The sequence below is a fragment of the Synechococcus sp. ATX 2A4 genome (assembly GCF_024346375.1).
Classification (GTDB): Bacteria; Cyanobacteriota; Cyanobacteriia; order PCC-6307; family Cyanobiaceae; genus MW101C3.
The window spans coordinates 1-26632 of record NZ_JAGQCV010000007.1 but is presented as its reverse complement, the minus strand read 5'-3'; the positions used below and the strand labels follow the sequence as shown (position 1 = coordinate 26632).

28 protein-coding genes, 2 tRNA genes and 1 rRNA gene are annotated in these 26632 nt (G+C 66.9%); 14 read left to right on the top strand and 17 right to left on the bottom strand.

From position 1 onward, the window contains the following. Window positions 1-43: 43 nt before the first annotated feature. From KBY97_RS08030 to plsY, 3 genes are read left to right on the top strand one after another with little or no spacing between them, the layout of a single operon-like run. Window positions 44-454 (top strand): DUF3119 family protein, encoded by a 411-nt coding sequence (locus KBY97_RS08030; RefSeq protein WP_255146243.1) that lies wholly within the window; start codon window positions 44-46, stop codon window positions 452-454. Beyond that, window positions 451-1419 (top strand): DUF3086 domain-containing protein, encoded by a 969-nt coding sequence (locus KBY97_RS08025; RefSeq protein WP_255146242.1) that lies wholly within the window; start codon window positions 451-453, stop codon window positions 1417-1419. The genes KBY97_RS08030 and KBY97_RS08025 overlap by 4 nt, the downstream gene beginning before the upstream one ends. Further along, window positions 1416-2069 carry a glycerol-3-phosphate 1-O-acyltransferase PlsY gene (plsY, locus tag KBY97_RS08020; protein ID WP_255146241.1) on the top strand — a complete coding sequence of 218 codons (654 nt, stop codon included), beginning with the start codon at window positions 1416-1418 and terminating at the stop codon, window positions 2067-2069. Before KBY97_RS08025 ends, plsY begins: the two co-directional genes overlap by 4 nt. 54 nt (window positions 2070-2123) lie before the next feature. Here the strand turns inward: plsY and KBY97_RS08015 are convergent, their stop codons facing one another. From KBY97_RS08015 to KBY97_RS07985, 7 genes are all read right to left on the bottom strand, one after another. Then, the gene (locus KBY97_RS08015; RefSeq protein WP_255146240.1) at window positions 2124-3047 is read right to left on the bottom strand and encodes a pyrroline-5-carboxylate reductase; all 924 of its coding nucleotides are present in this window, start codon (window positions 3045-3047) and stop codon (window positions 2124-2126) included. A 21-nt stretch (window positions 3048-3068) separates the two neighbouring features. Then, complete coding sequence (locus tag KBY97_RS08010) at window positions 3069-3644, bottom strand: cell division protein SepF (protein WP_255146239.1); 576 nt, start codon at window positions 3642-3644, stop codon at window positions 3069-3071. A 215-nt stretch (window positions 3645-3859) separates the two neighbouring features. Beyond that, window positions 3860-4519: a YggS family pyridoxal phosphate-dependent enzyme gene (locus KBY97_RS08005; protein ID WP_255146236.1), complete on the bottom strand. Its 660-nt coding sequence runs from the start codon at window positions 4517-4519 to the stop codon at window positions 3860-3862. 1 nt (window position 4520) lies between these two features. Further along, window positions 4521-4799: a PipX family protein gene (locus tag KBY97_RS08000; RefSeq protein ID WP_255146234.1), complete on the bottom strand. Its 279-nt coding sequence runs from the start codon at window positions 4797-4799 to the stop codon at window positions 4521-4523. A 22-nt stretch (window positions 4800-4821) separates the two neighbouring features. Next, entirely contained in the window at window positions 4822-5754 is a 933-nt protein-coding gene (locus KBY97_RS07995) for an energy-coupling factor transporter transmembrane protein EcfT (protein WP_255146232.1), read from the bottom strand. A 26-nt stretch (window positions 5755-5780) separates the two neighbouring features. Next, entirely contained in the window at window positions 5781-7151 is a 1371-nt protein-coding gene (gene der / locus KBY97_RS07990) for a ribosome biogenesis GTPase Der (protein ID WP_255146230.1), read from the bottom strand. A gap of 55 nt (window positions 7152-7206) precedes the next feature. Beyond that, the gene (locus tag KBY97_RS07985; RefSeq protein WP_255146229.1) at window positions 7207-7698 is read right to left on the bottom strand and encodes a DUF1823 family protein; all 492 of its coding nucleotides are present in this window, start codon (window positions 7696-7698) and stop codon (window positions 7207-7209) included. Window positions 7699-7796: 98 nt separating this feature from the next. On the opposite strand from KBY97_RS07985, the gene dusB reads away from it, so the two are divergent. After that, window positions 7797-8825: a tRNA dihydrouridine synthase DusB gene (gene dusB, locus KBY97_RS07980; RefSeq protein ID WP_255146227.1), complete on the top strand. Its 1029-nt coding sequence runs from the start codon at window positions 7797-7799 to the stop codon at window positions 8823-8825. Here dusB and KBY97_RS07975 read toward each other — a convergent pair. Together KBY97_RS07975 and KBY97_RS07970 are read right to left on the bottom strand one after the other, a co-directional pair. Further along, a complete protein-coding gene (locus tag KBY97_RS07975) occupies window positions 8714-9523 on the bottom strand; it encodes a DUF4079 domain-containing protein (protein WP_255146226.1) in 810 nt (269 codons plus the stop codon). The two genes, dusB and KBY97_RS07975, sit on opposite strands and share 112 nt — an antisense overlap. Before the next feature lie 62 nt (window positions 9524-9585). Next, window positions 9586-10308 (bottom strand): precorrin-2 C(20)-methyltransferase, encoded by a 723-nt coding sequence (locus KBY97_RS07970; protein WP_255146439.1) that lies wholly within the window; start codon window positions 10306-10308, stop codon window positions 9586-9588. A 250-nt stretch (window positions 10309-10558) separates the two neighbouring features. Between KBY97_RS07970 and KBY97_RS07965 the strand changes: the two genes are divergently transcribed. Next, window positions 10559-11146: an acireductone dioxygenase gene (locus KBY97_RS07965; protein ID WP_255146225.1), complete on the top strand. Its 588-nt coding sequence runs from the start codon at window positions 10559-10561 to the stop codon at window positions 11144-11146. Window positions 11147-11227: 81 nt separating this feature from the next. Here KBY97_RS07965 and KBY97_RS07960 read toward each other — a convergent pair whose 3' ends face one another. Together KBY97_RS07960 and aroQ are read right to left on the bottom strand one after the other, a co-directional pair. Then, window positions 11228-11884, bottom strand: a complete 657-nt coding sequence (locus KBY97_RS07960; protein WP_255146224.1) for a tRNA-(ms[2]io[6]A)-hydroxylase — start codon at window positions 11882-11884, stop codon at window positions 11228-11230. Continuing rightward, on the bottom strand, window positions 11881-12327 hold the full coding sequence (gene aroQ / locus KBY97_RS07955; protein WP_255146223.1) for a type II 3-dehydroquinate dehydratase: 447 nt from the start codon (window positions 12325-12327) through the stop codon (window positions 11881-11883). Before aroQ ends, KBY97_RS07960 begins: the two co-directional genes overlap by 4 nt. A 35-nt stretch (window positions 12328-12362) precedes the next feature. Here aroQ and KBY97_RS07950 point away from each other — a divergent pair. After that, window positions 12363-12444 (top strand) — tRNA-Tyr (locus tag KBY97_RS07950). A gap of 10 nt (window positions 12445-12454) precedes the next feature. Beyond that, window positions 12455-12526: transfer RNA gene (locus KBY97_RS07945), tRNA-Thr, on the top strand. An 84-nt stretch (window positions 12527-12610) separates the two neighbouring features. Here KBY97_RS07945 and def read toward each other — a convergent pair. Together def and KBY97_RS07935 are read right to left on the bottom strand one after the other, a co-directional pair. After that, window positions 12611-13120 carry a peptide deformylase gene (def, locus tag KBY97_RS07940; protein WP_255146222.1) on the bottom strand — a complete coding sequence of 170 codons (510 nt, stop codon included), beginning with the start codon at window positions 13118-13120 and terminating at the stop codon, window positions 12611-12613. A 102-nt stretch (window positions 13121-13222) separates the two neighbouring features. Then, complete coding sequence (locus KBY97_RS07935; RefSeq protein ID WP_255146221.1) at window positions 13223-14104, bottom strand: phosphatase PAP2 family protein; 882 nt, start codon at window positions 14102-14104, stop codon at window positions 13223-13225. A gap of 341 nt (window positions 14105-14445) precedes the next feature. Here KBY97_RS07935 and KBY97_RS07930 point away from each other — a divergent pair, with 341 nt between their 5' ends. Then, window positions 14446-16182 carry an alpha/beta hydrolase gene (locus KBY97_RS07930; protein ID WP_255146219.1) on the top strand — a complete coding sequence of 579 codons (1737 nt, stop codon included), beginning with the start codon at window positions 14446-14448 and terminating at the stop codon, window positions 16180-16182. A 286-nt stretch (window positions 16183-16468) separates the two neighbouring features. Here the strand turns inward: KBY97_RS07930 and KBY97_RS07925 are convergent, their stop codons facing one another. Then, on the bottom strand, window positions 16469-17098 hold the full coding sequence (locus tag KBY97_RS07925; RefSeq protein ID WP_255146218.1) for an alpha-ketoglutarate-dependent dioxygenase AlkB: 630 nt from the start codon (window positions 17096-17098) through the stop codon (window positions 16469-16471). Window positions 17099-17234: 136 nt separating this feature from the next. Here KBY97_RS07925 and KBY97_RS07920 point away from each other — a divergent pair, with 136 nt between their 5' ends. Together KBY97_RS07920 and KBY97_RS07915 are read left to right on the top strand one after the other, a co-directional pair. After that, on the top strand, window positions 17235-18635 hold the full coding sequence (locus KBY97_RS07920; protein WP_255146217.1) for an aldehyde dehydrogenase family protein: 1401 nt from the start codon (window positions 17235-17237) through the stop codon (window positions 18633-18635). A gap of 78 nt (window positions 18636-18713) precedes the next feature. Beyond that, on the top strand, window positions 18714-19823 hold the full coding sequence (locus tag KBY97_RS07915) for a LysM peptidoglycan-binding domain-containing protein (RefSeq protein ID WP_255146215.1): 1110 nt from the start codon (window positions 18714-18716) through the stop codon (window positions 19821-19823). 32 nt (window positions 19824-19855) lie between these two features. Here the strand turns inward: KBY97_RS07915 and KBY97_RS07910 are convergent, their stop codons facing one another. Together KBY97_RS07910 and KBY97_RS07905 are read right to left on the bottom strand one after the other, a co-directional pair. Beyond that, a complete protein-coding gene (locus KBY97_RS07910) occupies window positions 19856-21364 on the bottom strand; it encodes an ATP-dependent DNA helicase RecQ (RefSeq protein WP_255146213.1) in 1509 nt (502 codons plus the stop codon). A gap of 67 nt (window positions 21365-21431) precedes the next feature. Further along, window positions 21432-22394: a hypothetical protein gene (locus KBY97_RS07905; protein ID WP_255146438.1), complete on the bottom strand. Its 963-nt coding sequence runs from the start codon at window positions 22392-22394 to the stop codon at window positions 21432-21434. A gap of 211 nt (window positions 22395-22605) precedes the next feature. Here KBY97_RS07905 and KBY97_RS07900 point away from each other — a divergent pair, with 211 nt between their 5' ends. The 4 genes from KBY97_RS07900 (at window position 22606) to mtnC (ending at window position 25849) form a co-directional block, all read left to right on the top strand. After that, the gene (locus tag KBY97_RS07900; protein ID WP_094510007.1) at window positions 22606-22815 is read left to right on the top strand and encodes a photosystem I reaction center subunit IV; all 210 of its coding nucleotides are present in this window, start codon (window positions 22606-22608) and stop codon (window positions 22813-22815) included. A 586-nt stretch (window positions 22816-23401) separates the two neighbouring features. Continuing rightward, window positions 23402-24247, top strand: a complete 846-nt coding sequence (locus KBY97_RS07895; RefSeq protein WP_255146211.1) for a DNA-formamidopyrimidine glycosylase — start codon at window positions 23402-23404, stop codon at window positions 24245-24247. Then, window positions 24232-24951: a methylthioribulose 1-phosphate dehydratase gene (gene mtnB, locus KBY97_RS07890; RefSeq protein ID WP_255146209.1), complete on the top strand. Its 720-nt coding sequence runs from the start codon at window positions 24232-24234 to the stop codon at window positions 24949-24951. Before KBY97_RS07895 ends, mtnB begins: the two co-directional genes overlap by 16 nt. A gap of 139 nt (window positions 24952-25090) precedes the next feature. Continuing rightward, a complete protein-coding gene (mtnC, locus tag KBY97_RS07885; protein ID WP_255146207.1) occupies window positions 25091-25849 on the top strand; it encodes an acireductone synthase in 759 nt (252 codons plus the stop codon). 367 nt (window positions 25850-26216) lie between these two features. Here the strand turns inward: mtnC and rrf are convergent. Next, window positions 26217-26333 (bottom strand): 5S ribosomal RNA (rrf, locus tag KBY97_RS07880). Between the last annotated feature and the right edge of the window lie 299 nt (window positions 26334-26632).

Here is a 26632-nt window from a genome sequence, read left to right as displayed (position 1 = left end):
CCAGCCGCCCAGCATGGAACCCCCATCCCCCGCCCCCGCCGCCATGACCACCCCCGCCGCCACACTCGATCCCGCCGACGGCACGGTGCTCGCGCCCCGCTACGGGGTGCCGCTGGGGGTTGTGGTGCTCGGGCTGGGCGGCCTGGCTCTGCTGCCGCTGTGGTCGGGGGCGCTGTGGCTCAGCGGCGTGGTGGTGCTGTTCGGGCTGTTCCTGCTGCTGCAGGCCGTGCTGCTGCGCCTGCAGTTCAGCAGCGATGCCCTGCTGGTGTGGCGTCAGTCAACGCTGCTGCGCCGCTTCCCCTACGACGAATGGACTGGCTGGACCGTGTTCTGGAACCCGGTGCCAGTGCTGTTCTATTTCCGTGAACAGCGCAGCATTCACCTGCTGCCGGTGTTGTTTGATGCCACCACCTTGCGCCAGCAACTCGAGCTGCACGTCAGCACCTCGCCATGACCGATCCCAGCGTGCCGCCGGACCAACCCACACCGACCCTGAGCGTGCCTGAGCCCTCTGCTGCCGAGTCATCCTCTGCTGTCGCGCCCTCTCCTGCCGTCGCTCCCATCGAGCCCTGGCAGGCGCTCGCCCTCAAGGAACTGCAAGAACGGCGGGCGGCGCTGGAGGCGGAGATCCAGGAGCTGGAAACCCGCCGCCACCAGCTGCAGAAGAGCCTGGTCAGCAGCTTCGATGGCCAGGCCGATGCGATTGCTCGGCGCCTGAAGGGCTTCCAGGACTATCTGGTGGTGGCGCTGCAGGATCTGGCCGGCCAGGCCGAGCAGATGGAGCTGGTGGTGCCGCCGGTGGTGGTGCAGCCCTCGCCCCTGGATCAGCCGGCGGAGGTGGCCGCCGCCGCCGCCCCTGCCGCACCGGCGGCGGCGGGCCTGTTCAGCGAGGACGAAGACCTGATCCGCAGCCAGCTGGAGCGCTTCCAGGGCCAGCCCGATTTCTACGCCGATCCCTGGAAGCTGCGCCGCAGCCTGGAGGCCCCGGCCGCAGGCCTGTTGGAGGAATGGTTCCTGTATCAGGGCGGGCGTGGCGCCCAGGCCAGCGGCGGCAGCCGCAGCCGCAATGCACTCACGGTGGCGGCGGCGGTGGCGATCCTCGGCGAGCTCTACGGCGAGCGCTTCCAAACTTTGGTGCTGGCCGGCCAGCCGGAGCGGCTGGGGGAATGGCGCCGCGGCCTGCAGGATTGCCTCGGGCTCAGCCGCGAAGATTTCGGTCCCAACAGCGGCGTGGTGCTGTTTGAGCGGCCCGATGCCCTGATCGAGCGCGCCGACCGGCTGGAGGAGCGCGGCGAGCTGCCGTTCATCGTGATCGATGCGGCCGAGCAGGTGGTGGACATCCCGGTGCTGCAATTCCCGCTCTGGTTGGCCTTCGCCGCCACCCCGGCGGAACTGGCCATCGACGAGGAGCTGCTGTGACTCCCCTGCTGATCCCGCCCGTGCTGCTGGCGGGCTACCTGCTCGGCTCGATCCCCAGCGGCTGGCTGGCGGGGCGGTGGTGCGCCGGCGTTGATCTGCGCCAGCTGGGCTCCGGCTCCACCGGCGCCACCAACGTGCTGCGCCAGGTGGGCAAGGGCCCGGCGCTGGTGGTGTTCCTGGTGGATGTGCTGAAGGGAACGGCCGCCGTGCTGCTGGCCAAGGCGGTGGTGGAACCGCTCGGCGTCTCCGCCAGCGGCGATGCCTGGGTGGTGGCGGCGGGGCTGGCGGCCCTGGCCGGCCACATCTGGCCGGTGTGGCTGGGCTGGCGTGGGGGCAAGGCGGTGGCCACCGGGCTGGGCGTGCTGCTCGGGCTGGTGCCAGCCGTGGGTCTGGCCAGCTTCGGGCTGTTCCTTCTCACCCTCACCGCCACCCGCATCGTGTCGCTCTCCAGCGTGGTGGCAGCGGTGGGCCTGCCGCTGCTGATGCTGGGCTCCTTCCAGAGCGCCGGCACCGGGCTGCGGCCCGCCTATCTTGCCCTTGCCCTGCTCACCACCGTGCTGGTGCTATGGCGCCACCGCAGCAACCTGGCCCGGATCATGGACGGCACCGAGCCCCGGATCGGCGCCGACAAAACCAAAACCCCGGCCTGAGCCGGGGGGCTGGAACACAGAGCTGAGAGCTGTGAGCTGTGAGCCTGAGCCGCTTCAGCCCAGCTCCCGGCTGCGTTCGGCAGCTGCCAGCACCGCCTCGATCAGGGCGGAACGCACCGCGCCGCGCTCCAGCTGGCGCAGGGCCGTGATCGTGGTGCCGGCCGGGCTGCTCACCATGTCCTTGAGCTGGCCGGGGTGCAGGCCCTTCTGCTGCAGCAGCGCCACGGTGCCGCCGGTCATGGCGAGCGCCAGCTGCTGAGCGAGCGCCCGTGGCAGCCCGGCCGCCACGCCGCCATCGGCGAGCGCTTCGATCACCACCGCCATCAGCGCCGGCCCGGAGGAGGCCAACGCCAGCAGCCCATCGAGCTGGGGCTCCGGCAGTTCGAGCACCTGTCCCACCCGGCCGAACAGCTCCCGCACGCAGTGGCGCTGCCCGTCGCTGAGCTGCTCTCCCCAGGCCAGGCCGGTGATGCCGGCCCGCACCAGGCAGGGGGTGTTCGGCACCGCCCGCACCACGCGCCAGCCGGGAAACGCCGCCTGCAGGCGGGCCAGGCGGACCCCGGCCAGCACCGAGATCAACAGGGGGAGCTCGTCGCTGTGCCCTGGGGATGCTGAGCTGTGCCCTGGGGATGCTGCTGGGGATTCAGATGTAGCTGGTTCCGAAGAGGGGACTGGCATTGCAGAAACCGCCACAGCTGCTGCTGCCGCTGCAAGCTGCTGTGGCTTGACCGCCAGCAGCACCACCGGCGCTTGCCAGGCCATGGCGGCCTGGCCATCGGCGGCGGCGCAGACGGGCACCTGGAGTTGCTGCTGAAGCCGCTCGGCGGAGGCGGGGGTGGCCACCACGGCCCGCACGTCAGCGGGCAGCAGATCGCCCTGTTCCAGTAACGGCAACAACAGGGCCTGGGCCATCTGACCCAGGCCGATGATGCCGAGGCCGGACAGAAGGGGCCCAGAGGCCCCGGCGTGCGCGGTCATGGAGCGGTGGCGGGAGACGGGCTAGCCGCCGACGGCGAAGTCGGAGCGGCCCCAGGCGGGGCTGGGGGCTGCATCGGTATCGGAGCCGCTATCGCGGGTGGACACGATGGTGGGCGAAGAGGGCTCCTCCATCGAAGCGGTGGTGACCGTGACGCAGCTGGGCGCGAACAGGAAGATGCTTTCGCCCACCCGCTCCTGGTGGCCGTCGATGGCGAAGGTGCCGCCGGCCACGAAATCCACGGCCCGCTGGGCCTGATCCGGCTCCATCATCGTGAGGTTGAGGATCACGGTCTTGCGGTCACGCAAGGCCTGGATGGCACGTGGCATCTCATCGAAGCTGCGGGGCTCCATCAGGGTCACCTCCGCGGCCGAAGACGACAGGCCCGGCATGCCGATCACGTTGCTGCCGGGGAAGAGGTCGTCAGTACCGAAGGGGGACGACAGGGCCAAGGCGCTGCTGCTGCTGGCCTCCGCGGCGCGCGACTGGGCCGTCGGGGCAGGGCTGTCGCCGGGATCGTAGTCGAGTTCGTCGTCGTACTCGCCATCGAGATAGTCGTCCCCGGAGACGACGGCACGGAGGCGGGAAAACAACGACACCTTTGGTTCCTTCGTGAGGTCAGTACCTGAATAGCGTCCCACGCTCCCAGTTGCAACTGGTCGCAACCCTTGAAATCACTGGATTCGTGGTCTGTCGGGCAGCAATCGCCTCCAAGGCGGCCCCTGCAGAGGCTGCTGTGGAGCCATCGCGCAGCCCCGCAGTTGCCATCACTCAGTCCCCGCTGAGCCCCCGTCGAGCCCCTGCAGCGCCCTGATCAGGCCTCGCGTGGGCCAAACAGCACCGAGCCGAGCCGCACCCAGGTGCTGCCGGCCGCCACCGCCTCGGGCCAGTCGCCGCTCATGCCCATCGACAGCTCCGGCAGCCCCAGACGGGCCGCCAGCGCAGCGCAGGACGCGAACAGGGCACGGCTGCCGGCAGAATCAAGCCCCAGCGGCGCGATTGTCATCAGACCGGCCAGCTGCAGCGGCGCCAGCGCCTGCAGCTGGGGCCAGAGCTGGTCCAGCGCCTCAAGCTCAAACCCGGCCTTGGCCGCATCGGGCAGCAGCTTCACCTGCAGGAACACCCGCGGCTGCAGACCCTCTTCAACGGCGATGCGCTGCAGGCGAAGCGCCAGGGGCAGGTTGTCGAGCGAGTGGATGGTGCCGAAGCGGCGCAGCACCCCCCGGGCTTTGTTGGCCTGCAGGCGACCGATGAAATGCCAATCCAGTGGGGGAAGGTCTGCCAGCGCCTTCTGCTTGGCTTCGGCTTCCTGCAGGCGGCTTTCGCCGAAGCTGCGCTGACCGAGCGCGGCCAGGGCCCGAATGCGCTCGGCGGGCTGCCCTTTGCTCACCGCCAGCAGGCGGGTGGCCGGCGGCAACTGCTGCTGCAGGGCCTGCCACCGCGCCGCCAGGGCTGCTGAAGCGTCGCCGACCATCTCAGATGAAGGTCTGGTCGAAGAGTTGGCGCCATTGGCTGAGTTTTTCGCTGCGGTCACGGCGGGCCCGCGCCAGGTTCTGCTCCGCGAAATGGCGGGCATCCATCAACGGGATCACCTCGAAATGGGCACCGCGCGCCTGGGCCGTGACCAGGAAGAACATCCGCTGGGCGTACAGGGTGGCGAACAGATCGCGGCCCTCTCCAGCCGGTGACACCCAATACAGGAGACCGAAGGTGGGATGGTTGAGATATCGCTCAGTACTCGACTCTGCGCTCACTGATGGTTTGTTCGGCTACCAATCACAGCGCACCGTACTGCCACCGCAGCCCAAGCAGCAGAAGAAGCAGTGCGCAGGCCACCAGATTCAGACGTCGTGCCACGGGCACCCCCAGCCGCAGCTGCTGCGGCGGCAGCCAGCGGCCGCCCCTGGCCACCAACGCATCGGCTCCCTGCTCAGCGCGCAGCAGCACGTTGGCCAGCAGCCGTTCCGCCACCGCCAGCCCCAGCCCCAGCACCCCCTTCCAGCCCAGGCGCCGCAGATTCAGCGCCCGGGTAGCGAGCGAACGCAGCAGGTTCTGAAATTCCTCCTGCACCAGGGGCAGGAAGCGCAGCGCCAGCAGCAGGGTGAAGCCCAGCCGCTCGACCGGCAGCCCCAGCCGGCCCAAGGGGGTGATACCCCAGCTCAGGGCCCACACCAGTTCCTCCGGCGGCGTGGTGAGCAGCAGCAGGTTGGCGCTGTGGATGAGGGTGAACAGCAAGGTGGCGCTGTTGAGGCCCAGCTCCGCCGAGCGCCGGTTGATCACCAGCGGCCCCAGCGGCAGCGGCCCCAGCTGCACGGGCCCCCAGCGCAGCACCTCCCACGGTTCGCCGCTGCGTTCGGCCGGTGGTTCCCCCGGCGGCGTGGGCACAAGGCGCAGCTCGGCCGGATCACGCGACAGCTGGGCGCTGCCGGCGGCGCCGGCCGGCAGCAGGGCCGAGAGCGACCCCACCAGCAAGCAGAGGGCCAGCAGGAAGGGCAGATTGCGGCGCCACAGCCGCCACGGCAGCCCGCAGAGCGCCGTGATCAGCAACAACGTGCCCACCAGCGCCAGCCGCCAGACAGGGCCCGCCAGGATCGGCGTGATCAGGAATGCCAGGGTCCAGGCCAGCTTGAGGCGCGCGTCGACGCGGCGCAGCCAGCCGCTGTCGCCATCGACGTACTGGCCGATCGGGAGCTGCTTCAGCCAGTCCATTCAGTGCTGCAGGAAATGGAGCCGCTTCACGGGGTGGCGGAACGGGCCTGCTGACGGGCCTGTTCCTTCTCGGCGTCGCGCTGCTGCTTGCCGCGCCAGAACAACTTGATCGGCGAACCATCGAAGCCGAGACCCTGCCGGATCTGCCGTTCCACATAGCGGCGGTAGGTTTCGCCGAACAGCTTGGGCTCGTTCACGAACAAGGTGAAGCTCGGCGGCCGCACCGCCACCTGGGTGCCGTAGTAGATGCGGCCCTGGCGGCCACCGCGGCTGGTGGGCGGAGAGCGCCAGCTCACCGCCTCCTGCAGCACTTCATTCACCACCGAGGTGGTGACGCGGCGCCGGTGCTGCTCAACAGCCAGCATTGCCAGCGAGAAGATGCTCTCCACCCGCTGGCCATTGAGGGCCGAGGTGAACAGCATTGGTGCCCAGTCGAGGAAGTAGAGCTTGGCCCGCAGATCTTTTTCCATCGCCGTCATGGTGTGCGAATCCTTCTCGATCGCATCCCACTTGTTCACCACGATCACGCAGGCGCGGCCGTCTTCCTCGATGCGGCCCGCCACGCGCTGATCCTGTTCGGTCACCCCATCGAGCGCATCGATCACCAGCACACAGACGTCGCTGCGTTCCACCGCCTTGAAGCTGCGGGTGATGCCGAAATACTCAGGCCCATAGCTGACACTGCGGCGACGGCGGATGCCGGCGGTGTCGAGCAGTTTCCACAGGCGCCCCTCCCGCTCGATCGTGGTGTCGATCGTGTCGCGGGTGGTGCCACGGATCGGGCTGACAATCGCCCGGGGCTCGCCGCAGATGGCATTGAGCAGGCTGGATTTGCCCACATTCGGCCGGCCGATGATCGCCAGCTGGATCGGCTCCTCCGTTTCCTCCGCATCGGTGGGAGGCAGGAATTCGATCACCTTGTCGAGCAGATCGCCGGTGCCGGCACCATGAATGGCCGAGATCGGAAACGGTTCCCCCAGCCCCAGGCCCCAGAATTCGGCGGCCATCGCCAGGCCCTGATCCGGCGACTCACACTTATTCACCGCCAGCAGCACCGGCCGGTTCTGGCCGCGCAACCATTCGGCGATCGATTCATCCGCCGCCGTGACCCCCGCCTGGCCATCGACGATCACCACCGCCACCACCGCTTCTGCGAGGGCGAGGTTGGCCTGTTCGCGGATCTCCGGCAGAAACTCGCTGTCGTCGTCGAACACCAGGCCGCCGGTATCGACCACCTTGAAGGTGCGATCACCCCAGAACCCCTCCTGGTAGGTGCGGTCACGGGTGACACCGGGCTCGTCGTGGACGATCGCCTCCCGGCTGCGGCACAACCGGTTCACCAGAGTGGATTTGCCCACGTTGGGGCGCCCGATGACGGCGACGACTGGTAACGCCAAGTGGCTTTATCTCAACAACGATGTCTTTGTTTCACACTACAGAACGGCGCCCGGTTCAGCAGGGGCGGTCGATGGGATGGCCCGTGGCTGGATCGGCGGGGGGATCCAGCAGCGGCGGCAGCGGGCCGCACTCCGCCAGCGGCTCGCCCCGCTCGGCCAGATCGGCCAGCAGCCAGTTCACCGCCGTGGCCCGGCGGGTGCGACGGGGAAACAGCTCGCCGATGCGGTAACCGGCGAAGCCCAGCTGCTGCTTGAGCAACTGTTTATGGGCAGCGGGAATGGAGCGGGTGAGCCGCACACTGGGGGGACGCTCCGCGATCAGCGGCGGCGCCAGCGGGTAGGGCTCCGCCCAGTCGCTCGGCGTGGCACTGCTGGCACGCCAAGGCGGCGGCCCCTGCGCGGCGCAGTCGGCGCCCTCAGCACCGTCAGCGGGGGCGTAGCCCAGCCGCTGCCAGATCAGCTCGCAGACGAAACGGTCGCTGGTGCGGTCGTCGAGGATCAGCTGCAGCAGCTGGCGGCTGAGCGGATGATGGGAGGCGGCGGTCATGGCGGGGCAGCTGGAGAGCGGGGCAGCTAGAGAGCGGGTTGAGGGGCGGCGGGACAGCAGAAGAGTGCGGTGCGGGGTGGCGGGAAGATGAAGGTCTGATGACCCTGCCACCACTTCAGCTTCAGGGCCGCGGCCAGCCGCGCCAACTGCGCTGCCGGGTGTTCCAGTCGCCCCTGGCGGGGGTGAGCGACCGGATCTTCCGGGGCTTCGTGCGTCGTTGGGCCCCCGACGCCCTCCTCTATACGGAGATGGTGCATGCCACCTGCCTGGAGCGGGGCCACGGCAGTGAGAAGTTCGAGGCTCTGGCCGGCGAGAGCGGACCGATCGCGGTGCAGCTGTTCGACCACCGTCCCCAGGCCCTGGCCGAGGCCGCCCGGCGGGCGGAGGCGGCGGGCGCCTTCCTGATCGACATCAACATGGGCTGCCCAGTGCGGAAGGTGGCGCGCAAGGGCGGCGGCAGCGGCCTGCTGCGCGAGCCCGCGCTGGCGGCACAGATCGTGGCGGCGGTGGCAGCGGCGGTACGCGTACCGGTCACGGTGAAGACGCGGCTGGGCTGGTGCGGCAGCAGCGCTGATCCGGTGGCCTTCGCCCTCGGCCTGCAGGAAGCCGGCGCCGAGGCGCTCACCCTGCACGGCCGCACACGGGAGCAGGGCTTCTCCGGCAGCGCCGACTGGGCCGCCATCGCCCGGGTGAAACAGGCTCTGCACATTCCCGTGATCGCCAACGGCGACGTGAACTCCCCCGAAGCCGCCCTGCGCTGCCTGGCCATCACCGGCGCTGATGGCGTGATGGTGGGGCGAGCCACCCTGGGTGCCCCCTGGCTGGTGGGCCGCATCGACGCGGCCCTGAGCGGCCGGCCGGTGCCACCGGACCCCTCGCCAGCCGAGCGGCTGGCCCTGGCGGCCGAGCACCTGGAGGCACTGGTGGCCAGCCGGGGGGTGAAAGGCCTGCAGATCGCCCGCAAGCACATGGGCTGGACCTGCCAGGGCTTCGCCGGCGCCGCCCAGCTGCGCCATCAGCTGATGCGCGCGCCCACCCCCACAGAAGCCAGGGCACTGCTGGAAGCGGCGGCGGCTGACACCGCCACTGAGTCGGCTGCCGGGGCCGGAGCGTCAACGCTCGACTGAGCCGGTGCCGGGCAGGTACGCAGCTCGAAGTTGCAGGAGAAGATCGCCGGCTTCTGCCAGCTGAGGGGGATTTCCAGCAGGTCGCGGGTGCCGGTGATCGCCATCACGGCAAACAGCACAGAGGCGAGCACGTTGGCGGTGATATGCAGGCGGCGCATGCGCAAGGAACGGAAGATCTCCGCCTTGGAGGCCAGCGAGAACAGCATCAGCCCGGTGAGCAGCACGCCGGCCCAGTAGTGGGAGCTCCAGAAGGCGGGGCTGAACGGGTTGTCGCTCAGGCGCCAGATCTCCGGCTGGCTGCCGAGGCCCAGCAGCCCCACCCAGGTGAGCAGGGCGAAGCTGGCCCGCAACGGCGCCTTCTTGGCTCGCCACAATCCCAGCAGGCTCGCGAAGGTGCCGGCAATCACCAGCAGCAGCAGCGCCAGCCGGTTGGCCCCACCGGTGAAGGGGGGTTCGGGCACCACGAACTTGCTGATGAAGGAATAAAGGAGGGCGATCAGCACCGCCACCACGATCCCGCCGGTGAGCCAACGGCCATGGTCGGCGTGCTCCACCCCCACGGTGGGCGGCTGCGGGTGGATCTTGAGCCGGCGCTCACGGGCCAGCAGGCCCAGGCGGATGGTGGCCCCGACCACGGGATACACGAACAGGATGACCAGCACTGGGTGCAGCAGGGAGAACCAGTCGATCGGGGTCATGGAACGGGTGGTGGGGGTGGGGGAAACCAGCCAAAGGCTGTCACAGCCGCGGGGCGATAGCCCTAGGGCAATACCGACGGCCAGCCGGATCGGATCAGCAGAAGGGAAAAGTAGGGCCGCTGCTCGCCAGCCACCGCATCGGCCGGCACCACCAGCTGATCGGGCCAGCCCACCCGCTGGGCGAACAGCGCCTCCCCCAGCAGCCCGCGCCGCGCCAGCAGCGGCCGCACCCAGCTCCAGCGGTGGCCCAGCTTCAGCAGCGCCAGGCCGGTGCGCGCCTGCGGGGGCTCCAGGGCGATGGCGTCGAGCAGGGCATCGAGCAGCTCTGGCGCATCGGGCGTGGGGCGCACCAACAGCCCCTGGCCTTGCAGGGCCAGGGGCCACAGCCCGGCGGCCGCCGCGGCTGCCACAGCCGGAATGCCCGGGATGAGCCGCACCGGGCAGGCGGGATGGGCGGCGCGCAGGGCCAGGAGCACGTAGGAGGCGCTGGCATACAACGACACATCCCCCTCGCACAACAGCACCACCCGCTGGCCAGCGGCCACCGCAACAGCCAGCACCTGAGCCGCAGCCCGCCAGGCCAGACGCCGCGGCTCAGGCTCCGCCACCATCGGAAACACCAGCGGCAAGATGGCCTGCCCCGGCTGCAGCCAGGGCGCCGCGATCGCCGCGGCCATCCCCTCCCCCCCCGCCTGCGCCACCGGATAGGCCACCAGGTCGGCAGCGGCGATCGCCCGCACCGCCGCCACCGTGAGCAGATCCGGGTCGCCCGGACCCACGCCCACCAGCGTGAGCCCCGGCAAACCGCAGGCGCCGGTGGGGCCGGGCAGGCCAGAAAGGCCGGGAAAACCGGGGGAGCCTTGGGGCACCGAGAGGGCCTCGCTCATGGGGTTGTTGCCACCACGTCCGTGGGGTTCATCCCATCACGCCGCGGGCTCCTCGGCTCAACCCGGCCCACCGGCGCCGATTCTGCGCACCAACCCTCCTGGCCCGCAGGCGTTCCATAGGCTTGAGCGATCGCCTGTACCCACCCCGATGACTCTGCTGGCCATTCACCAGCTGCCCGCCGACGGCAGCAGCGCGCCTACCGGCGCCCCCTGCCCGCCCACGCTGCGCACCAGCGACGGCGACCGGATCCGCCAGGAGCTGGAGGCCCGCGGCATCCGCTTCGAGCGCTGGCCGGCCCGGGCTGCCACTGGCGAGGCCACCACTGCCGACGCGCTGCTGGCGCTCTACGCCGAGGAGATCGCCCGGCTGCAGAGCAGCGGCGCCTATCCCACGGTCGATGCGATCCGCCTCACGCCCGACCATCCGGACCGGGCGGCACTGCGGCAGAAGTTCCTCTCGGAGCACACCCACAGCGAAGACGAGGTGCGCTTCTTCGTGGAAGGGCGTGGCCTCTTCTGCCTTCACCTCGGTCATGAGGTGCTGCAGGTGGTGTGCGAGCGCAACGACCTGATCTCCGTGCCGGCCGGCACGCCCCACTGGTTTGACATGGGGCCCGAGCCCCACTTCGCCGCCCTGCGCTTCTTCGACAACCCGGAGGGGTGGGTGGCCAACTTCACCGGTGAGGCCATCGCCGAACGGTTCCCCCTGCTCGACGAACTGCTGGCCGCCGTTTGAGACCAGGCCAATCGACCGTGACAACGCCTGCGGCCTGGCAACTCTGCAAAGCCACGCCGCTGGCGTTGCCGCCCCCCGGGGTCAACCCACCCCCACCGAGTGCATCCGCACGAGCCCCGGATCGGCCAGCACCCCTGTGAGGGCCTGAACCTCCGCGAGCGCCAGCTGCTCCAGCCGCTCCACCATGGCTTCGCGGCTGAAGCGCGCTTCGGCCAGCACCCAGTAGACGCCGAAGTGGCGCGCCTCGCTGGCCAGCAGGTCGCCGTAGAGGGCCGCCAGCTCCGGATCAGGGCTGTGGGCAGCCAGCAGAGCCATGCGTTCGTGGCTGCGGGCCTCGATCAGGCCGGCCACCAGGAAGCTGTCGAGCATGCGCTGCGGCTCGCCCCGCCGCACCTGGCCAGCCAGGGCAGCGCCGTAGGGCGGGGCCGCCAGGGCGCGCAGGGCGTGGCCTCGCCGCTCCAGCAAAGCCTGCACCCGCTCGAAGTGCTCGAGCTCCTCACGGGCCAGGGGGCTGAGCACCGCGGCCAGCTCCCCGTCGGAGGGGTAACGGAACATCAGCTGCAACGCCACGCCCGCCGCCTTGCGTTCGCAGTGGGCATGGTCGATCAGCAGCAGCTCGGGGAGAGCCAGGGCCTGCTCCAGCCAGACGTCGCTGCTGGGGGCCGCCAGCCACTTCACCCGGGCAGGTGCGGCCGCGGTCACGCCGGCCGCCAGCGGCAGGGAAGCGGTGGTGCTCATGCCTCCTCCTGGGCGCGCAGGTGGGCCACCAGGCCGTCGAGGCCGAGGCGGTAGCTGGCGGGCCCGAAGCCGCAGATCACGCCCACCGCCCGATCGGCGAGGGTGGAGTGGTGCCGGAACGGTTCGCGGGCGTGGACGTTGCTGAGGTGCACCTCCACAAAGGGCAAGGCCACCCCCAGCAGCGCATCGCGGATCGCGATCGACGAGTGGGTATAGGCACCGGCGTTGATCACGATGCCGTCGCTCTCACCGGCCGTCTGATGGATGCGGTCCACCAATGCCCCCTCGTGGTTGCTCTGAAAACAGGCCAGTCCCACCCCCAGCTCCTCTGCCTGGGCCGTCAGCGCCGCGTTGATGGCCTCAAGGGTGCTGACCCCGTAAAGGCCAGGCTCACGGCGCCCCAGCAGGTTGAGGTTGGGGCCGTGAAGCACGAGCAGCTGCATGGGGAAGGTCGACTGGTAAGTTTCTCGGGTGGAGCGGGTCGGTGCCCGAGTGGTTAATGGGGGCGGACTGTAAATCCGCTGGCTCTGCCTACGTTGGTTCAAATCCAACCCGGCCCACCTTCCACATGCCCTTGTAGCTCAGCGGTAGAGCACTCCCTTGGTAAGGGAGAGGTCACGAGTTCAAGTCTCGTCAAGGGCTTCCTCCCAACCCTTTCCGGCACTGGGGTTGGCCCTTCGGCCTGTCGGTCCCCATGGCCAGCTGCGCAAGCAGGGGCTGCAGCCGTCAGCGCGGCTCGCCGGTAAGGCCGAAGCCACTGCTGTCCTCGAGCCGGTCGGGGAAGAGCACGCCGTTGAGATGGTCGCATTCGTGCTGAACGACGCGGGCATGAAAGCCCTCCACGGACCGCACGATTGGCTCTCCCTCCGCATCAAAGCCCTGGTAGTGAATCGCCTGCCAGCGGGTCACCTCACCACGCGGCCCCGGCACACTCAGGCATCCCTCCCAGCCGGCCTGCCGCGCGGCGCCGAGCGGGGTGATCTGCGGATTGATCAGCACCGTTTCCGGGATCGGTGGGGCTTCCGGATACCGCAGGTTGTGGGTGATCCCAAAGATCACCACCCGAAGCGGCACGCCGATCTGCGGCGCCGCCAGACCCGCCCCATCGCACGCCGCCATCGTGTCGCGCAGGTCGGTGATCAGGGCCCGCAGCTCGGCGGTGCCAAACGTGGTCACCGAGAAGGACACCTGGCGCAGCCGCGGATCCCCCAACTGCAGCACGGTGCGTTCAGCCATGGCAGAGGAAGCGACCGGAGGGGTTCAAGGTACCCAGCCAGAGCGGCCAGCACCCCTAAGTGCCCCTCCCTTTCAACATCAGCGCGATCGAGGACCCCTCCCCTAAGCAGCGGGGAAAACCAGATCCGCCACTGCACATCCAAGCGCGAGACCGAACTCGTGGTCAGCCCTGTAGTGAATCCCAGCCCACATCCTGGCGAGTCCAGCGTTATCAGCAAGATTGTCGAGTTGGATCTGGTCACTCTGATCCGGGAAGAAGCGCTTCAGGAGTGCGCTTGTCGCACCGCTAACAGTGCTATGGCCTGAGGGGTAAGCGGGATGCCTCGGGACCCCTGAGAATCCGTTCGGATTCGCGATCGGACATCCAGCAAGGTCTTTGCCGTAGAGGATCACCAATTGATCGCACACTTCACTCGGACGGGGCTTCAAACGGGATGTCGGCTCCATCCACTTGTAATGCCAGGCGGCCAGCAATGCCGCGGCGATAGCGGCATCCAGGGCGGCCCAGATCAACGCCTGCTGCGTGGGTGGCTTCTTATGTTTTGCCAACAGCGCATTCAGGGCCATCCAGCCCCCCAGCAGTGGTGTGTCGTTCTCAAACCAGCGCGCCAGCTCAGCTCCTGTGAGCAGGCAAGGCCCGCCAACTTTGTGTTGACCGGAAAACCCATCGCTCGCCTCGAACCTGATCGTCAGAAAATCCGAAAGGGGCTTCCGGGATCGGCTCTTGAAACACCCCTCAATGGCCTGGGTATGGCGAATGTCTTGCAGGGCAATCAGCTCTTCCAGATCGTCATCAAGTGCAGATTGGCTGGCTGGGAAGGGATGCTGAGCGAGCAGGGGGTCACAGCGCCTACGGATGTCCGTGAGTGTCGGGAAACGCAGCCGGCCATCAGCGATCGCAAGCGACGCGCCGGGATCGACCTGGGGCCCCTTGAGGGCATAAGCAGGCAGGCTGAAGGCAGATAGGCCCATAGAAATGCTCATGGCATCTACCGAGAGGAGGAGGGGAGGGGGAAATCATCAATCGCCGCAAAGTCACCGCAAAGTCGCCGCAAAGCGGCACGACTCAACCCCAGGCAACAGACAATGAGCTGCACATCGCCGATCAACCATCTTTACATGATTAAGAATGAGGAAACGTTAAAGTTCACAAAGTCTGCCCTTCTTAAGGCTGTCATAATCTAGCTGGATCAGGATCAATCAGGCATCGATCCTGCCCTGGCACGCGATGCTGCTCCCGCAGTCCAGCTCTCAACGGAAAGGCCGACAGGCTTCAGTGCTCAGCAAGAGGCCGAAGCGAAGGCAGAACGCTGTTCGCCCCGTTCATGCGCAGCTGGAAGCCCAACCAACACAAGCCTTCTCAAGGAATAGCCAAAAAGCCGGCAGGTGGCGGCCAGAATCTTCTTCATAAAGATAGACAAGAGCCGAAATCAGCTGTAGACAACGGAGGATCGCCGCCGCCAACTGCCGTGACAGGTTCGGCCATGCCAACATATCGCCAGCTTGTGATCAAAAGGTGCGAATGCAGCCCCTACTTCGCACACGCCCTGATCTGCAGCAGCGCACCGATCAACGCAGAAGACCAGATCCGTGCAGACCTGTCAGCAGATCAAGCTGACGAGAATCTCAAAAGACTCAAGGACGATCTAAGGGCTTTCCTGTTGAGCGAGGCCGCCAAGGGAACGACCGATATCTCCGACAAGATCAAAGTTGTCCTCAATATTCATGGCTACAACATGCCGCTAAAAAGCATTGAAGAGGGATTCGAGCAAAATCAAAAGAGATTCAACACAGACACTAGTGACACCCCCCCAGACGACTATGTCCTGTTCATCGACTACTGCTGGCCATCGGAGCGCATCTTGCTGTCCCAATGGAAAGCCTGGCTCTTGGCCATGCCCTATCCGCTCTTGCTGCTCTTCGCTCTTGCCATCGCAGGGGTGAGCCTGGGCGGGTTTCTCCAAGGCCTTGGGCTCTGGCTGCTTGGATTTGGCGCGGCCCTGATCGCGCTGCGGCTCGTTGTTTACTTTCGCGATCGCGATCGTGCCGCCAATCATGGCGTTTACGACGCCGTGGAGCTGGTGCGATGGCTGCCGGTGCTGATCAAGGAGCAGCTGAATCACGATCCAGCAGCAGCTGCGCTTCACACCCCATTCCCCAGCCAGATCAAGCTCAGCATCCTGGCCCACAGCATGGGATGTTTCGTCGCCACCCAGACGGTGCGGATGCTCTCCAATGTTTTTGAAGAGGCCGCCATCGCGCGCTGGAAAGAGCTCTCTGAAGACGGCCCTTTTGGCGAGGTCGCAGGCTTCGCCCCTCAGAAACCAACGCAGCAGCATGCCAATGCCTTGTCCCGGCTTGGCAACCATTACCAATTGAAGCAATTGATCCTTGTAGCACCAGACATTCCCATCTGGGCGGTGACCACCGGCCGCTCCAATTATCTTCTGGCCTCCATGCGTCGCTTTGAAGAGTCGTTTCTGTTCGTTAATGATGCCGATATTGTTTTGAGGCTTGCTTCCACATTGGCAAACTATTTCGTCTTTCCCTCCAGAAGCAAACAGGGAGGATACCGGCTCGGGAACCTATCGATTGCCCAGCAAGGTGCCGCTCACACCTGCCCCTATGGGGAATCCAGCGGCACGATGAAGTCACTGGTGCTGAATGGGCTGTTCGGCAGCGTCAAGATGACAGACCCGCCCTTTCACTGCCCTGAAAGCATCGGGCACTCCTTCAACGTTGTGAGCTGCACCGACTACACGGATGTCGGTGTCAATGCTCCGCCAGCTTCCTCAAGCAGCCAGAGGCGCCGCCGGCGGTTGAGCGGAATGACGGCGCGCCATCCCCTCTGCCGCCTGGCCAACCACCTCACAACGACACTTTGCAATTTCATTAGTCGTTCGGGCGTGGATTCGCATGGCGGTTACTTCCAAGGGAAGTTCTGCCTCGGACTCATTTACTCTTTGGCATTGCACGGCGAAGCGCCCACCAGGTTGAAGATCCCCTCACTGACCCAGCAGCTCAAGGAACTTCAGCTCACCTGGCTCACCATCAAGGCCTGAGCCAGCCCTGCGCGAAGGCCATGGGCAAACCACTAGGGAGAGCAGGAGGGGAGGAACGTCCCTGAGGGGGCGAGAGCGCCGTTGGGGTTGGCTGGATTTTGGGAAGTGGGCCTCCTGCTGGCGTTGCCCGGTATCGGTGGTGGCGCCTCCCGGATGAGCGGCGGGAATCGACGATCCGCAGCGGCACTGATCGACAACCCTGCCGACTGCGCAGGTGAACTCACTCACGAATGCCCTGCCGAACAGTCAGCCCAGCAACATGGCAACCCACCCTCGCCCATTGAGCTCATCCCTGAGCAATCGCTCCCCTTCGAATCACGCGAAACGTGAGATTGATGCGGTCGCGTGCAACCCGCCGCCGCTGGGGCAGCTGGTGCAACCAGTGCTGCTGCGTGGGCGGATCCATCACCAGCAAATCGCCCTCGCCCAGCTCAAAGCTCAGGGGTGAGCCAGCGGCAGCAGCAGGTTGCCGGGGCTTGAGGCGAAAGCTGCGCGCCGCCCCGAGGCTGAGGGAGGCAATCGGTTGCTCCGGGTTGAGTTCGGGTTCATCGTCGGCATGCCAATTGAGCTTGTCGCTGCCATCGCGGTAGTGATTGAGCAACAGGGAGTTGAACCGGCAGCCAGCGGCGGCCTCCACCTGAGGACGCAGTTGCTGCACCGAAGCCGTCCAGGGCTCAATCGTCTGGCGCACTCCGCTGTAGCTGTAGTGGCAGCCGGGATCCCCCATCCAGCAGGTGAGCCTGGGAATCGGATGGGTGCGGCCAAACAGCGTGATCTGCTCCTGGCGCCAGGGCACCTCAGCCCGGAGCCGAACCAGCCAGGACGCGGCATCCGCGAGCCACAAGGGCCAGTAGCGCAACGCCAGCCCCTCGCCGGTCACCACCTGGAGGGTGCCTGCTAGCGGCGTTGGCTGCAAGACATCAAGTTGGTGTTCCATTCTTCACGCCCTCGCCGCTGCGCTGGAGCTGGGGCCACCCACCGACCCCGCACCAGCGGACCCCGTGGCCATGTGGCAGCCGCCATGCTGGAACCACTGTCGTTCGGCCGTTGCCATGACCGCCTCCACCGCCGTGGCCCCCGTGGCCATGCCCGCCGTGGACAGCTTGCGTGAGCCGGTCAGCCGGGGACTCACCCGCCCGCTGGCCTGGCGCCGCGACCAGCTCGCGCGGCTTACGGCGCTGCTCGATGGCGCCGAGGAGGCGATCCTTGCGGCACTGGCCGCCGACCTGGCCAAGCCCCCGGTGGAGGCCTATTTCGAAGTGGTGGCGGTGCGTCAGGAGCTGCGCCTCTGCCAGCGCCAGCTGCGCCGCTGGATGGCCCCCCGGCCGGTGCCGGTGCCACTCAGCCAGAGGCCGGGCCAGGCCCGGCTGCTGCCAGAACCGCTCGGCTGCGTGCTGATCATCGGCCCCTGGAACTATCCCTTTTCGCTCACCCTCCAGCCCCTGGTGAGTGCGCTGGCGGCGGGCAACAGCGCCGTGCTCAAGCCGTCGGAACATGCCCCGCGCACCTCAGCCCTGATCGCCCAGCTGGTGGCGCGCCACCTCGAGCCCGATGTGGTGCAGGTGGTGGAAGGGGACGGGGCGGTGGCGAGCGAGCTGCTCCAGCTGCGCTTTGATCACATCTTCTTCACCGGCGGCGGCCGGGTGGGCCGCCTGGTGATGGAGGCGGCCGCGCGCCACCTCACGCCGGTCACCCTGGAGCTGGGCGGCAAGAGCCCGGCCATCGTGCTGGCCGATGCCGACCTGGACACCACCGCCCGCCGCCTGATCTGGGGCAAAGGGCTCAACGCCGGTCAGACCTGCATCGCCCCCGACCACCTGTTGGTGGAAGCGTCGGTGCGGCCGGCGCTGGTGGAGCGGCTGACGCGGGAGATCACGCGCTGCTACGGCGAGGACCCACTGGCGTCGCCGGATCTGGCCCGCATCGTCAACCGGCCGCAGTTCGAGCGGCTGTATGGCCTGCTGGAGGGCGCCCGGCAGCGGGGCCAGCTGCTGGCCGGCGGCCAGAGCGATCGGGAGCGCCTGCGCATGGCCCCCACCCTGCTGGCGGTCGAGGCTGCCGACGATCCGCTGATGCAGGAGGAGCTGTTCGGTCCCCTGCTGCCGGTGCTGCCGGTGGCCTCGCTGGAGGAGGCGATCACCCGGGTGCGGCGCGGGGCCAAGCCGCTGGCGCTCTACCTGTTCAGCACCAGTGCCGCCGCCCAGGAGCAGGTGCTGGCAGGCACCAGTTCGGGGGGCGTCTGCTTCAACGACGTGGTGATGCAGGTGGGGGTGCCGGAGCTTCCGTTCGGTGGCGTGGGCCCCAGCGGCATGGGTCGCTATCACGGCCAATCCGGCTTCGACACCTTCTCGCACCTGCGCAGCGTGCTGCGGCGTCCGTTCCGCTTCGATGTGCCGCTGCGCTATCCCCCCTACGGCGACCGGCTCGGCCTGATCAAGCGGCTGATGGGCTGAACCGGGGCACCGATTTGCCCCCGGGGGACTGGCGCGCCGGAGGGTTCTCCGTAAGGTTCAACCAGCTGACCATTGCCCATGCGCCGCGCCCTCGTCGCCCTGGCCCTCGCCCTGCTGCTCCCATTACCAGGACTGGCCGCCCAGCACGTGGTGAAGCCCGGGGAGACGCTCTCGGAGATCGCCGAGCGCTACGGCGTGTCCCTCAACCGCCTGATGCAGCTCAACGGCATCAAGGATCCAGATCTGGTCACAGCCGGCACCCGGCTCACCGTGCCCGGTGCGGCCGGCTCCGGCTCCGCCCCTTCCGGCGGCGGCGGGCGCGGCAGCTACACCGTGAAACCAGGCGAAACCCTCTCCGAAATCGCCGACCGGCTCGGCACCACGGTGCAGCGCCTGATCGAGCTCAACGGCATCCGCAACCCCGACATGGTCACGGAGGGGACCCGGCTGGTGGTGCCCGCTCCCCCCGCCGCCGCCCGCCCCGCAGCGGTGAACCGGAACGCCCGCGAACACACCGTCCAACCGGGGGAAACCCTCTCCGGCATCGCCGATCGCTATGGCGTGCCGATGTCGCGGCTGATGGCACTCAACAAGCTCACCCAACCCGATCAGATCGAGGCCGGCAGCCGCCTGGTGCTGCGCGCCAGCACACCCGCACCAACCAAACCCGCTCCCGCCAGAGCCGCTGCCAAGCCCCCGGCGCCGAAGCCCGTTGCCGCCAAACCCGCACCCGCGCGCCCGGCCCCAGTAGCAGCACAACCCAAACCGGCGCCTGCTGCTAGCGCGCAACCCAAGCCAGCGCCAGCAGCCGCCACCCAACCCGCGCCCGCCACCACCCAGCCGGCCCCGGCAGCAGCAGCGCCCCAACCCAGGCCAGCCGCTGCGGCAACACCCGCCCCCCGGCCCAAACCGGCGGCCACCGCGGCCAGGCCCGCCGGCCCCAAGCCGCCGGAATGGCGCACCTACGGCCCGATTCAGGTCGACTTCGCCAACTGGCAGCCTCTCGGCGGCAGCATGGTGGCTCCGGCCTTGAACAGCGCCGGCCAATCGATCTACCTGGCGGTCAACTGCACGGCCGGCAAGCTCAATGCCACCGGCGAAGCTGGTGCCTGGAAGAGCTGGGATGCCCCGCAGAGCGAGTTTGAGCAGCAACTGGTGAGAGACCTCTGCAAGGTCGGCGGCGGCTGACCCCCGCCTCCAGCAGCCCGCCGGCCTGACGCTCAGGCCGCCCAGCGCAACGGCCACGGCTCCTGCAGATAGCGCCGTCCTGCCTCACGGATCCACAGCCGCTGGCTGCCGTCGTCGCTTTCGCTGATCAGCTCTTCCTGCACCAGCCGGCGCGCCAACCAGCCCCAGCGCTCCCCCTCCGCGGCAGCCACAGCCTCCGCTCCGGAGTGATCGGCCAGATCATCGGCCAGGCGGGAAAGATCTAGGCCTCGGCGCGCCTGGAGCAGGGTCAGCACCTGCGCCGCCTGCGTCGACCAGTCGATCGGCACCCCATGGCTGTGGCAACGGTCGCAACGACCGCAGGGAGGCACCAGCTCGCCCACGGCCTCCAGCAAGGCCTGCTCGCGGCAGCCCGTCCCCTCTGCCACCGCCTCCATGCGCCGCAGCTGCTGCTGGGCCAGTTCCAGCCGCAGCCGCTCCTGCACCTGCAGCTCCGGGGTCAGCTGCCGGCCGGAGGCGCGCATCGCCCAACCCAGCGAGCGCCGGTCCACCGGATCGAACAGCACCAGGCAACGCGCCGGCTGGCCATCACGCCCCGCCCGTCCCGATTCCTGCAGGTACCCCTCCGCGCTGGCCGGCAAATCCAGATGCAGCACCAGGCCCACATCCGGACGGTCCACGCCCATGCCGAAAGCCACCGTGGCCACCAGTACCGGCCGCGGATGGTGCTGGAAGTGCTCGAGCGCCAGCAGGCGGCTCTCCGGGTCCATGCCGGCGTGATAGGCGATCGCCTCCACCCCGGCAGCCGACAGACGCGCCGCCCAGTGCTCCACCGACCGCCGCGTGCGGGCATAGATCAGCACCGCCCCGGCGGCGGCAGCCACCGTGTCGAGCACCAGCGGCAGCGGCTCCTGGGGCCGCCGCTGCATGGCATACACGAGGTTCGAGCGGCGGGCGGAGCGCACCTGCACCAGCGGCCGTCGCAGCTGCAGCAGACGGATGATGTCGGCGCGGACCCGCGGCGCGGCCGTGGCACTCAGTGCTACCAGGGGAACACCGGGACAGAGGCTGCGCAGCTGCCCGAGGCGGCGGTAATCCGGGCGGAAATCATGCCCCCAGGCGCTGATGCAGTGGGCCTCGTCCACGGCCAGCGCCACCAGCCGGCCCTGCTCCAGCACGTCCTCCAACAGGGCGCGGGTGGCTTCCGCCTGCAACCGCTCCGGGGCCAGGTAGAGCAGGCGCAGGCGGCTGTCGGCGAGGCGATGCAGAAGCTGCCGGCGCGAGCCGGCGTCGAGCCCCTGGTGCAGGCAGGCGGCCGGAATGCCACGGCGCTGCAGCTGCGCCACCTGGTCCTGCATCAGGGCCACCAGCGGTGACACCACCAGCACCAGGCCCTGCCTCACCAGGGCTGGCAGCTGAAAACAGAGCGACTTCCCGCCACCGGTGGGCAGCACCGCCAGGCAATCGCGCCCCGCCAGGAGCGCCTCCACCACCGGGCGCTGACCGGGCCGGAAGCACGACCAACCGAAATGACGCTCCAGGGAATCCTCGAGCGCATCCATCGCCAAACCGACCACAGCCCTGGTGCCGCCCGACCTTAGCGGCCCCAGATCTGGTGGCCAGGCGCGCTCATGGCAAGGGCGGTGCGTCCAGCTGGTCGGGGCTCTCCTCCACCAGCTGCAGCCGCACCCGTTTGCCGCCGGCCAGCTCCCCCAACGACACCCGCAGGGTGCTGCCGCTCAGGCTCTGGAGCACGGTCAGCATGGCCCGCAGGTGGGGCGTGCTGCTGCCGCTCTCCACCCAGAGGCGCTCCTGCAACCCCCCCAGCCGTCGCCAGCTGGTGTGCAGCTTCAGCACGGCACTTTCAAGCTGTTGCGCCTGCCCCACTGCGTCGGCCAGCAAGCCGAGGGCATCGAGCCGCTGGGCCTCCTGCAGGGCTTTGTCCAGCTGGAGTTCCCCCTGCTGGAAGGCGCGCACCGCGGCCCCGGCCTCGGCCGCCTTACTCAGCCAGCGGGCCGTGCTGGTCACGTCCCTGACCCGGTCGAGCTCCGGTTCATCGCGCAGTGCCTGGCGCAGATCGTTCTGCTGGGCCTCGGGCAGCTTGGCCAGCTCCTTCACCAGCGGCGCCACCGCCCGGGGAGGCAGCAGGTTCTCCTGGGTGCGCTGGCGGATCTCCTCCGGCAGCAGGGGGCTGGTGGCAGCGGTGAACTCATCGGAGAGGCGCCGCACCTGCTTGCGGGTGATCTGCTGCCCCTCATTGGCCGCTTCGCTGATCATCAGCTGCACCTCGGGGTCGGCCTGGGCCGTTTCGAGGAAGGCGCGCTTCGAGAAGTTGTTGACGCTGCTCTGCTCCAGCGGCCCCTCGCCCACCAGGCTTTCGGCAGACTCCGCCAGCTGGATCAGCCCATAGGCCCTGGTCTTGCTGATCTCCCGCTCCCTGAGCCACTGCAGAAAGCCGGTGCCCCGCCCCTCACCGCCACGAACCTCGCGGTCGCGCACGGCACGGAGGATGCGCCCCCGCCAGATCTCCGTCTGCAGGTCGAAGCGGTCGCATACGCCCCACGCCTCCTCCAACCGCGCCAGAAACTCCATCGTGCTGATGTCGTCGCGCTGGGGATCTGGAAGTTCAAGGTCGAGGATGGGGGGCTCCAACAACGGCAGGGCAGCAGCAGACGATCGTGCCACGCTCCGCCCGACCCCATGGCGGGCCTGTTGGGGCGACGACGATTCATGACACGGGCAGCCTGGGGCCCGCCGGCCTCGGGTATCTTCCGACTGGCAATCAACCTCCTCCAGCGCAGCGATGGCCATCTCCCGCGGCGACAAAGTGCGCATCAAGCGACCCGAGTCCTATTGGTTCAACGACGTCGGCACCGTGGCGTCAATCGACACCTCTGGCATCCGCTACCCCGTGGTGGTGCGCTTCGAGAAAGTGAACTACACCGGTTTCAGCGGTTCCGAGGGCGGCATCAATACCAACAACTTCTCCGAAGCCGAGCTCGAAAAGGCCTGAGCCCCATCCCGGGGGCACACCCAGCATCTGCAAGTGTGTCCCCGCCAACGGCTTGCTTAGGCAGTTGCGTCATCAGGCAGCTGTTTACCGATTTCGCACTGCCCAGACTCGTAGTGTCCAGACTCTGGATTCCTCATCTAGCAGTCATCAACCTTCGGTTTCCAGGGGCTGCGAATCAGTCTGCGCTTCCCTTTTCTCAGTTCAGGATTCTTCAAGGCTTCCCCGTTCAACGCAGGATTTGCAGCATCAATTTCCGCCTTTCGCAGGCATCCCTCTTCCCCTGAGTTCCAGCTTCCATCCGACCGCACTGTTCAGCAGGCGGCCGTTTTTTTATGGATGCTTGTGATCAGCCGGACTGTCGCCAACCTGCCGGAATGGCGGTCAATCCCCCACGCTGCTCACCCTTAAAGCTGTCTTTGCATTCAACCGTCCAGCCATCTCTGGATTCACCCGTTCGTCAGCCTCTGCCTTCACCCATTCGGCTCTCAGCCACTCACCTTGAGCGCCAGGAAACCAGGCAACCGTCCTGCATTCGCGAGCTCTGCGCGCCGGCATGGGAGCCTGAAGCAACGCCCCAGAGACTGTCTTGCCAGAGCTGCCTGAAGTTGAAACCGTGCGTCTCGGCCTTGAGCGGCAGCTGGTGGGCTTCACCGTGGAGCGCGTCAACGTGCTGAGGGCACGGGCGGTGGCCCATCCCGCCGACCCCGAAGCGTTCTGTCGTGCCCTTGAAGGCACCCAGGTGGGCCTATGGCAGCGCCGGGGCAAGTATCTGCTGGCCAGCCTCAGCCGCGATGGTGAACCCGCAGGGATGTGGGGTGTTCACCTGCGCATGACAGGCCAGTTCCAATGGCTCGAGAGCGAGCGTGAACCCTGCAGCCATACGCGGGTGCGCATCCACGACCGCCACGGCCATGAGCTGCGCTTCGTCGACACCCGCTGTTTCGGCCAGATGTGGTGGATTCCTGTCGGCGTGGAGGCCAGCCAGGTGATGCGAGGACTCAGCCGTCTCGGCCCTGAACCGTTCAGTTCGGCCTTCAACGCCACCTATCTGCAGCAGCGGCTGAAGGGATCGCAGCGGCCGATCAAGAACGCGCTGCTGGATCAGGCGTTGGTGGCCGGTATCGGCAACATCTATGCCGATGAATCGCTCTTCGCCGCAGGCATCGATCCACACACCCCCAGCGGCAGGCTTGGGATGGCACAGCTCAACCGGCTCCAGCAGGCTGTGGTTCAGGTGCTGGGAACGAGCATCGGGGCCGGGGGCACCACCTTCAGCGACTTCCGTGATCTCAGCGGCACCAATGGCAACTATGGCGGCATGGCCTGGGTCTATCGGCGCGGCGGCCAGCCCTGCCGCACCTGTGCAACGCCGATCCAACGGGAGCGGCTGGGCGGACGGGGGACCCACTGGTGCCCATGCTGCCAGCATTAAAGCGCTGCGACCTGCCGATGCTTTCCGACCCACCCGCAACCGCCGAAGCCCTGGCGGCCTTAATCCGGGAGCTTCACCGCCGCGGCTGGTGTGATGGCACCGGTGGCAACTTCAGCTGCGTGCTGGGCAGGGACCCCCTGCGCCTGCTCATGGCCCCCAGCGGGATCAACAAGGGGTCTGTGCGTGCCTCCGACCTGGTGCAGGTGAACGAAGCGGGCACTGTGGTGGAGGGCAACGGGCAGGCGAGCGCGGAAACGCTGCTGCATCTGGAGATTGTGAACACCTGCGGTGCGGGTGCGGTGCTCCACACCCATTCACCCGCGGCAACCCTGCTTTCACGACTGGCCCTGCAGAACAATCAAGGTCGCGAACACGAGCCAGCAGGGGTGGTGTTTGAAGGCCTGGAGATGATGAAGGGTCTTGAAGGCATCACCACCCATCACAGCCGTGTGGTGTTGCCGGTTGTGCCCAACGACCAGGATCTGCGGCGCCTCAGTGCCCTTGCATCTCCTTTGCTCAACGGCGCCCCCCACGGGCTTCTGGTGGCCGGCCATGGGCTGTATGCCTGGGGAAGCGACCTCTTTGTGGCACAGCGGCATGTAGAAATTCTTGAGTTCCTGCTGGATCAGGCTTGGAGAGAATTGGTGGTCAAGTCCATGCAGCCAACAGCACCTGTCCACCCAACACCGGCGCCTCACCCATGACGGCGACTCATCAGCGGCCTCAATCATGACGGCGCCACATCGGCTGCCTAAGCCATGACAGCCCTCATTGGCTAGATCAGCCGTGTGAGTCTAATCCCAGTACCTCAGCTATGAAGCCTCTCATCCCCGCGCATCAGGCATGACGTCCTCACTTCCAGCTCGTGCTGCCATCAGCCACATCATCTTGGATATCGAAGGCACCACCTGTCCTTTCGCATTTGTAAAAGAAACGCTCTTTCCCTATGCCGCAGATCAGCTGGAAGGTTTTCTTGCCGCAGAAGCCAGCAACCCTCAGGTGGAGCAACTGCTTCGGGCTGTCGAGCATGCCTGGGAGCACGAAGACAACCACGAAGCCCTAGAGCTCCTGGCGAATGCACGCTTTGCCGCCAACGCCTCAACAGCGCAACGCTTGCTGCCCTATCTGAAGTGGTTGATCCGTTGTGACAAAAAACTGACTCCTCTCAAAGATCTCCAAGGGCTGATCTGGGAACGTGGCTATGAGGCCGGCCACCTGTGCGCCCCTCTCTTTGAAGACGTTCCGCCTGCGTTGCAGCGCTGGGAACGAATGGGGATCCAGCTTGGGGTGTATTCCTCGGGATCAATAAAGGCGCAGCAGTTGCTATACGCACATAGCATTGCCGGCAATCTTCAACCACTCTTCACCAGCTGGTTCGACACCCGCATCGGCACGAAACAGGATGCCTCTAGCTACACCGCAATCGCCTTCCAACTGAAGGCAAAGCCCAAGGACATTCTCTTTATCAGTGATGTGATAGCCGAGTTGCACGCCGCCAGCGCCGCTGGCATGCATCCCCTGCTAAGCGACCGCCCCGGCAACCCATCGCGCGAAGCAGGCACCTATCCAGTTGCCCGGTCTTTCGCTGCCGTCTATTCCTGAAGGTCCCGCCGCCTCCAAGGCGCTCCAGCCGTTCAAGCCACATTGGCCGTGTCCTTGGCTAGTCATGATGACAAAGTGATTCACATCTTCAGCCCTTCCGGTATCCATACACACCCCAAATTGACATCGCACAAGTTCGGCGAGCCAACCAACCAGCCAACGAACTCATTAATCAACGAATCAATCAACTATCGAATTCAGGAATTCACGATTTGACGAATTCACGATTTGACGAATTGACGAGCAATCAAGTCAACAAAAAAGCCACCCTCTCGGGTGGCCTTCAAGTGCATGTCTTGATCCATGGTGCCATCATCAGACGACAAAGCACGATCTAAACAATGCAAAGTGTGAACAAAGAGTTTTATCCTGGCATTGAGCTATTTTTGCAGGAAGCTACCCTCCAACTATCTTCGCCGCTACTGCGTTTCACAACCGAGTTCGAGATGGATCGGAGTGGGGCCACAGTGCCATGAACACCAGGAAATAAACTCTTCATCCTCAGGTGAACCCTGAGAACTGCATAAGCTAGCCATCCCCTCCCATCCAAACACTCTTAACAGCATGAACAAGTTCGTGCTAGTAAAGTGACAAATCAAAGCCGCTTCAACAGCTTTCACTGTCTGTCGGCCTTAATTGAACAAAAGAAGTGGCGTCTGGAAACAATTCATCCCCTCGGTCTCCTCAGCAAGGAGCCAAGTGTTGGTCAAGCCCTCGGTCTATTAGTACTCCTCCGCTTCACCTGTTACCAAGCTTCCACGTAGAGCCTATCAACGGGTGTTC

Coding starts and splice junctions, on each gene's coding strand:
- KBY97_RS08005 (WP_255146236.1), bottom strand. CDS start 4,519: ATGGTCGGCGACGCTTCAGCAGCCCTGGCGGCGCGGTGGCAGGCCCTG.
- KBY97_RS07975 (WP_255146226.1), bottom strand. CDS start 9,523: ATGACCCCGATCGACTGGTTCTCCCTGCTGCACCCAGTGCTGGTCATC.
- KBY97_RS07915 (WP_255146215.1), top strand. CDS start 18,714: ATGCGCCGCGCCCTCGTCGCCCTGGCCCTCGCCCTGCTGCTCCCATTA.
- mtnB (WP_255146209.1), top strand. CDS start 24,232: ATGCTGCCAGCATTAAAGCGCTGCGACCTGCCGATGCTTTCCGACCCA.
- KBY97_RS07905 (WP_255146438.1), bottom strand. CDS start 22,394: ATGGAGTTTCTGGCGCGGTTGGAGGAGGCGTGGGGCGTATGCGACCGC.
- KBY97_RS07985 (WP_255146229.1), bottom strand. CDS start 7,698: ATGACCGCCGCCTCCCATCATCCGCTCAGCCGCCAGCTGCTGCAGCTG.
- KBY97_RS08015 (WP_255146240.1), bottom strand. CDS start 3,047: ATGACCGCGCACGCCGGGGCCTCTGGGCCCCTTCTGTCCGGCCTCGGC.
- KBY97_RS07920 (WP_255146217.1), top strand. CDS start 17,235: ATGACCGCCTCCACCGCCGTGGCCCCCGTGGCCATGCCCGCCGTGGAC.
- KBY97_RS07935 (WP_255146221.1), bottom strand. CDS start 14,104: ATGAGCATTTCTATGGGCCTATCTGCCTTCAGCCTGCCTGCTTATGCC.
- mtnC (WP_255146207.1), top strand. CDS start 25,091: ATGACGTCCTCACTTCCAGCTCGTGCTGCCATCAGCCACATCATCTTG.
- KBY97_RS07930 (WP_255146219.1), top strand. CDS start 14,446: ATGCGCAGCTGGAAGCCCAACCAACACAAGCCTTCTCAAGGAATAGCC.
- KBY97_RS07965 (WP_255146225.1), top strand. CDS start 10,559: ATGACTCTGCTGGCCATTCACCAGCTGCCCGCCGACGGCAGCAGCGCG.
- KBY97_RS07910 (WP_255146213.1), bottom strand. CDS start 21,364: ATGGATGCGCTCGAGGATTCCCTGGAGCGTCATTTCGGTTGGTCGTGC.
- KBY97_RS07960 (WP_255146224.1), bottom strand. CDS start 11,884: ATGAGCACCACCGCTTCCCTGCCGCTGGCGGCCGGCGTGACCGCGGCC.
- KBY97_RS07995 (WP_255146232.1), bottom strand. CDS start 5,754: ATGGACTGGCTGAAGCAGCTCCCGATCGGCCAGTACGTCGATGGCGAC.
- KBY97_RS07900 (WP_094510007.1), top strand. CDS start 22,606: ATGGCCATCTCCCGCGGCGACAAAGTGCGCATCAAGCGACCCGAGTCC.
- def (WP_255146222.1), bottom strand. CDS start 13,120: ATGGCTGAACGCACCGTGCTGCAGTTGGGGGATCCGCGGCTGCGCCAG.
- KBY97_RS08030 (WP_255146243.1), top strand. CDS start 44: ATGACCACCCCCGCCGCCACACTCGATCCCGCCGACGGCACGGTGCTC.
- KBY97_RS08025 (WP_255146242.1), top strand. CDS start 451: ATGACCGATCCCAGCGTGCCGCCGGACCAACCCACACCGACCCTGAGC.
- aroQ (WP_255146223.1), bottom strand. CDS start 12,327: ATGCAGCTGCTCGTGCTTCACGGCCCCAACCTCAACCTGCTGGGGCGC.
- dusB (WP_255146227.1), top strand. CDS start 7,797: ATGACCCTGCCACCACTTCAGCTTCAGGGCCGCGGCCAGCCGCGCCAA.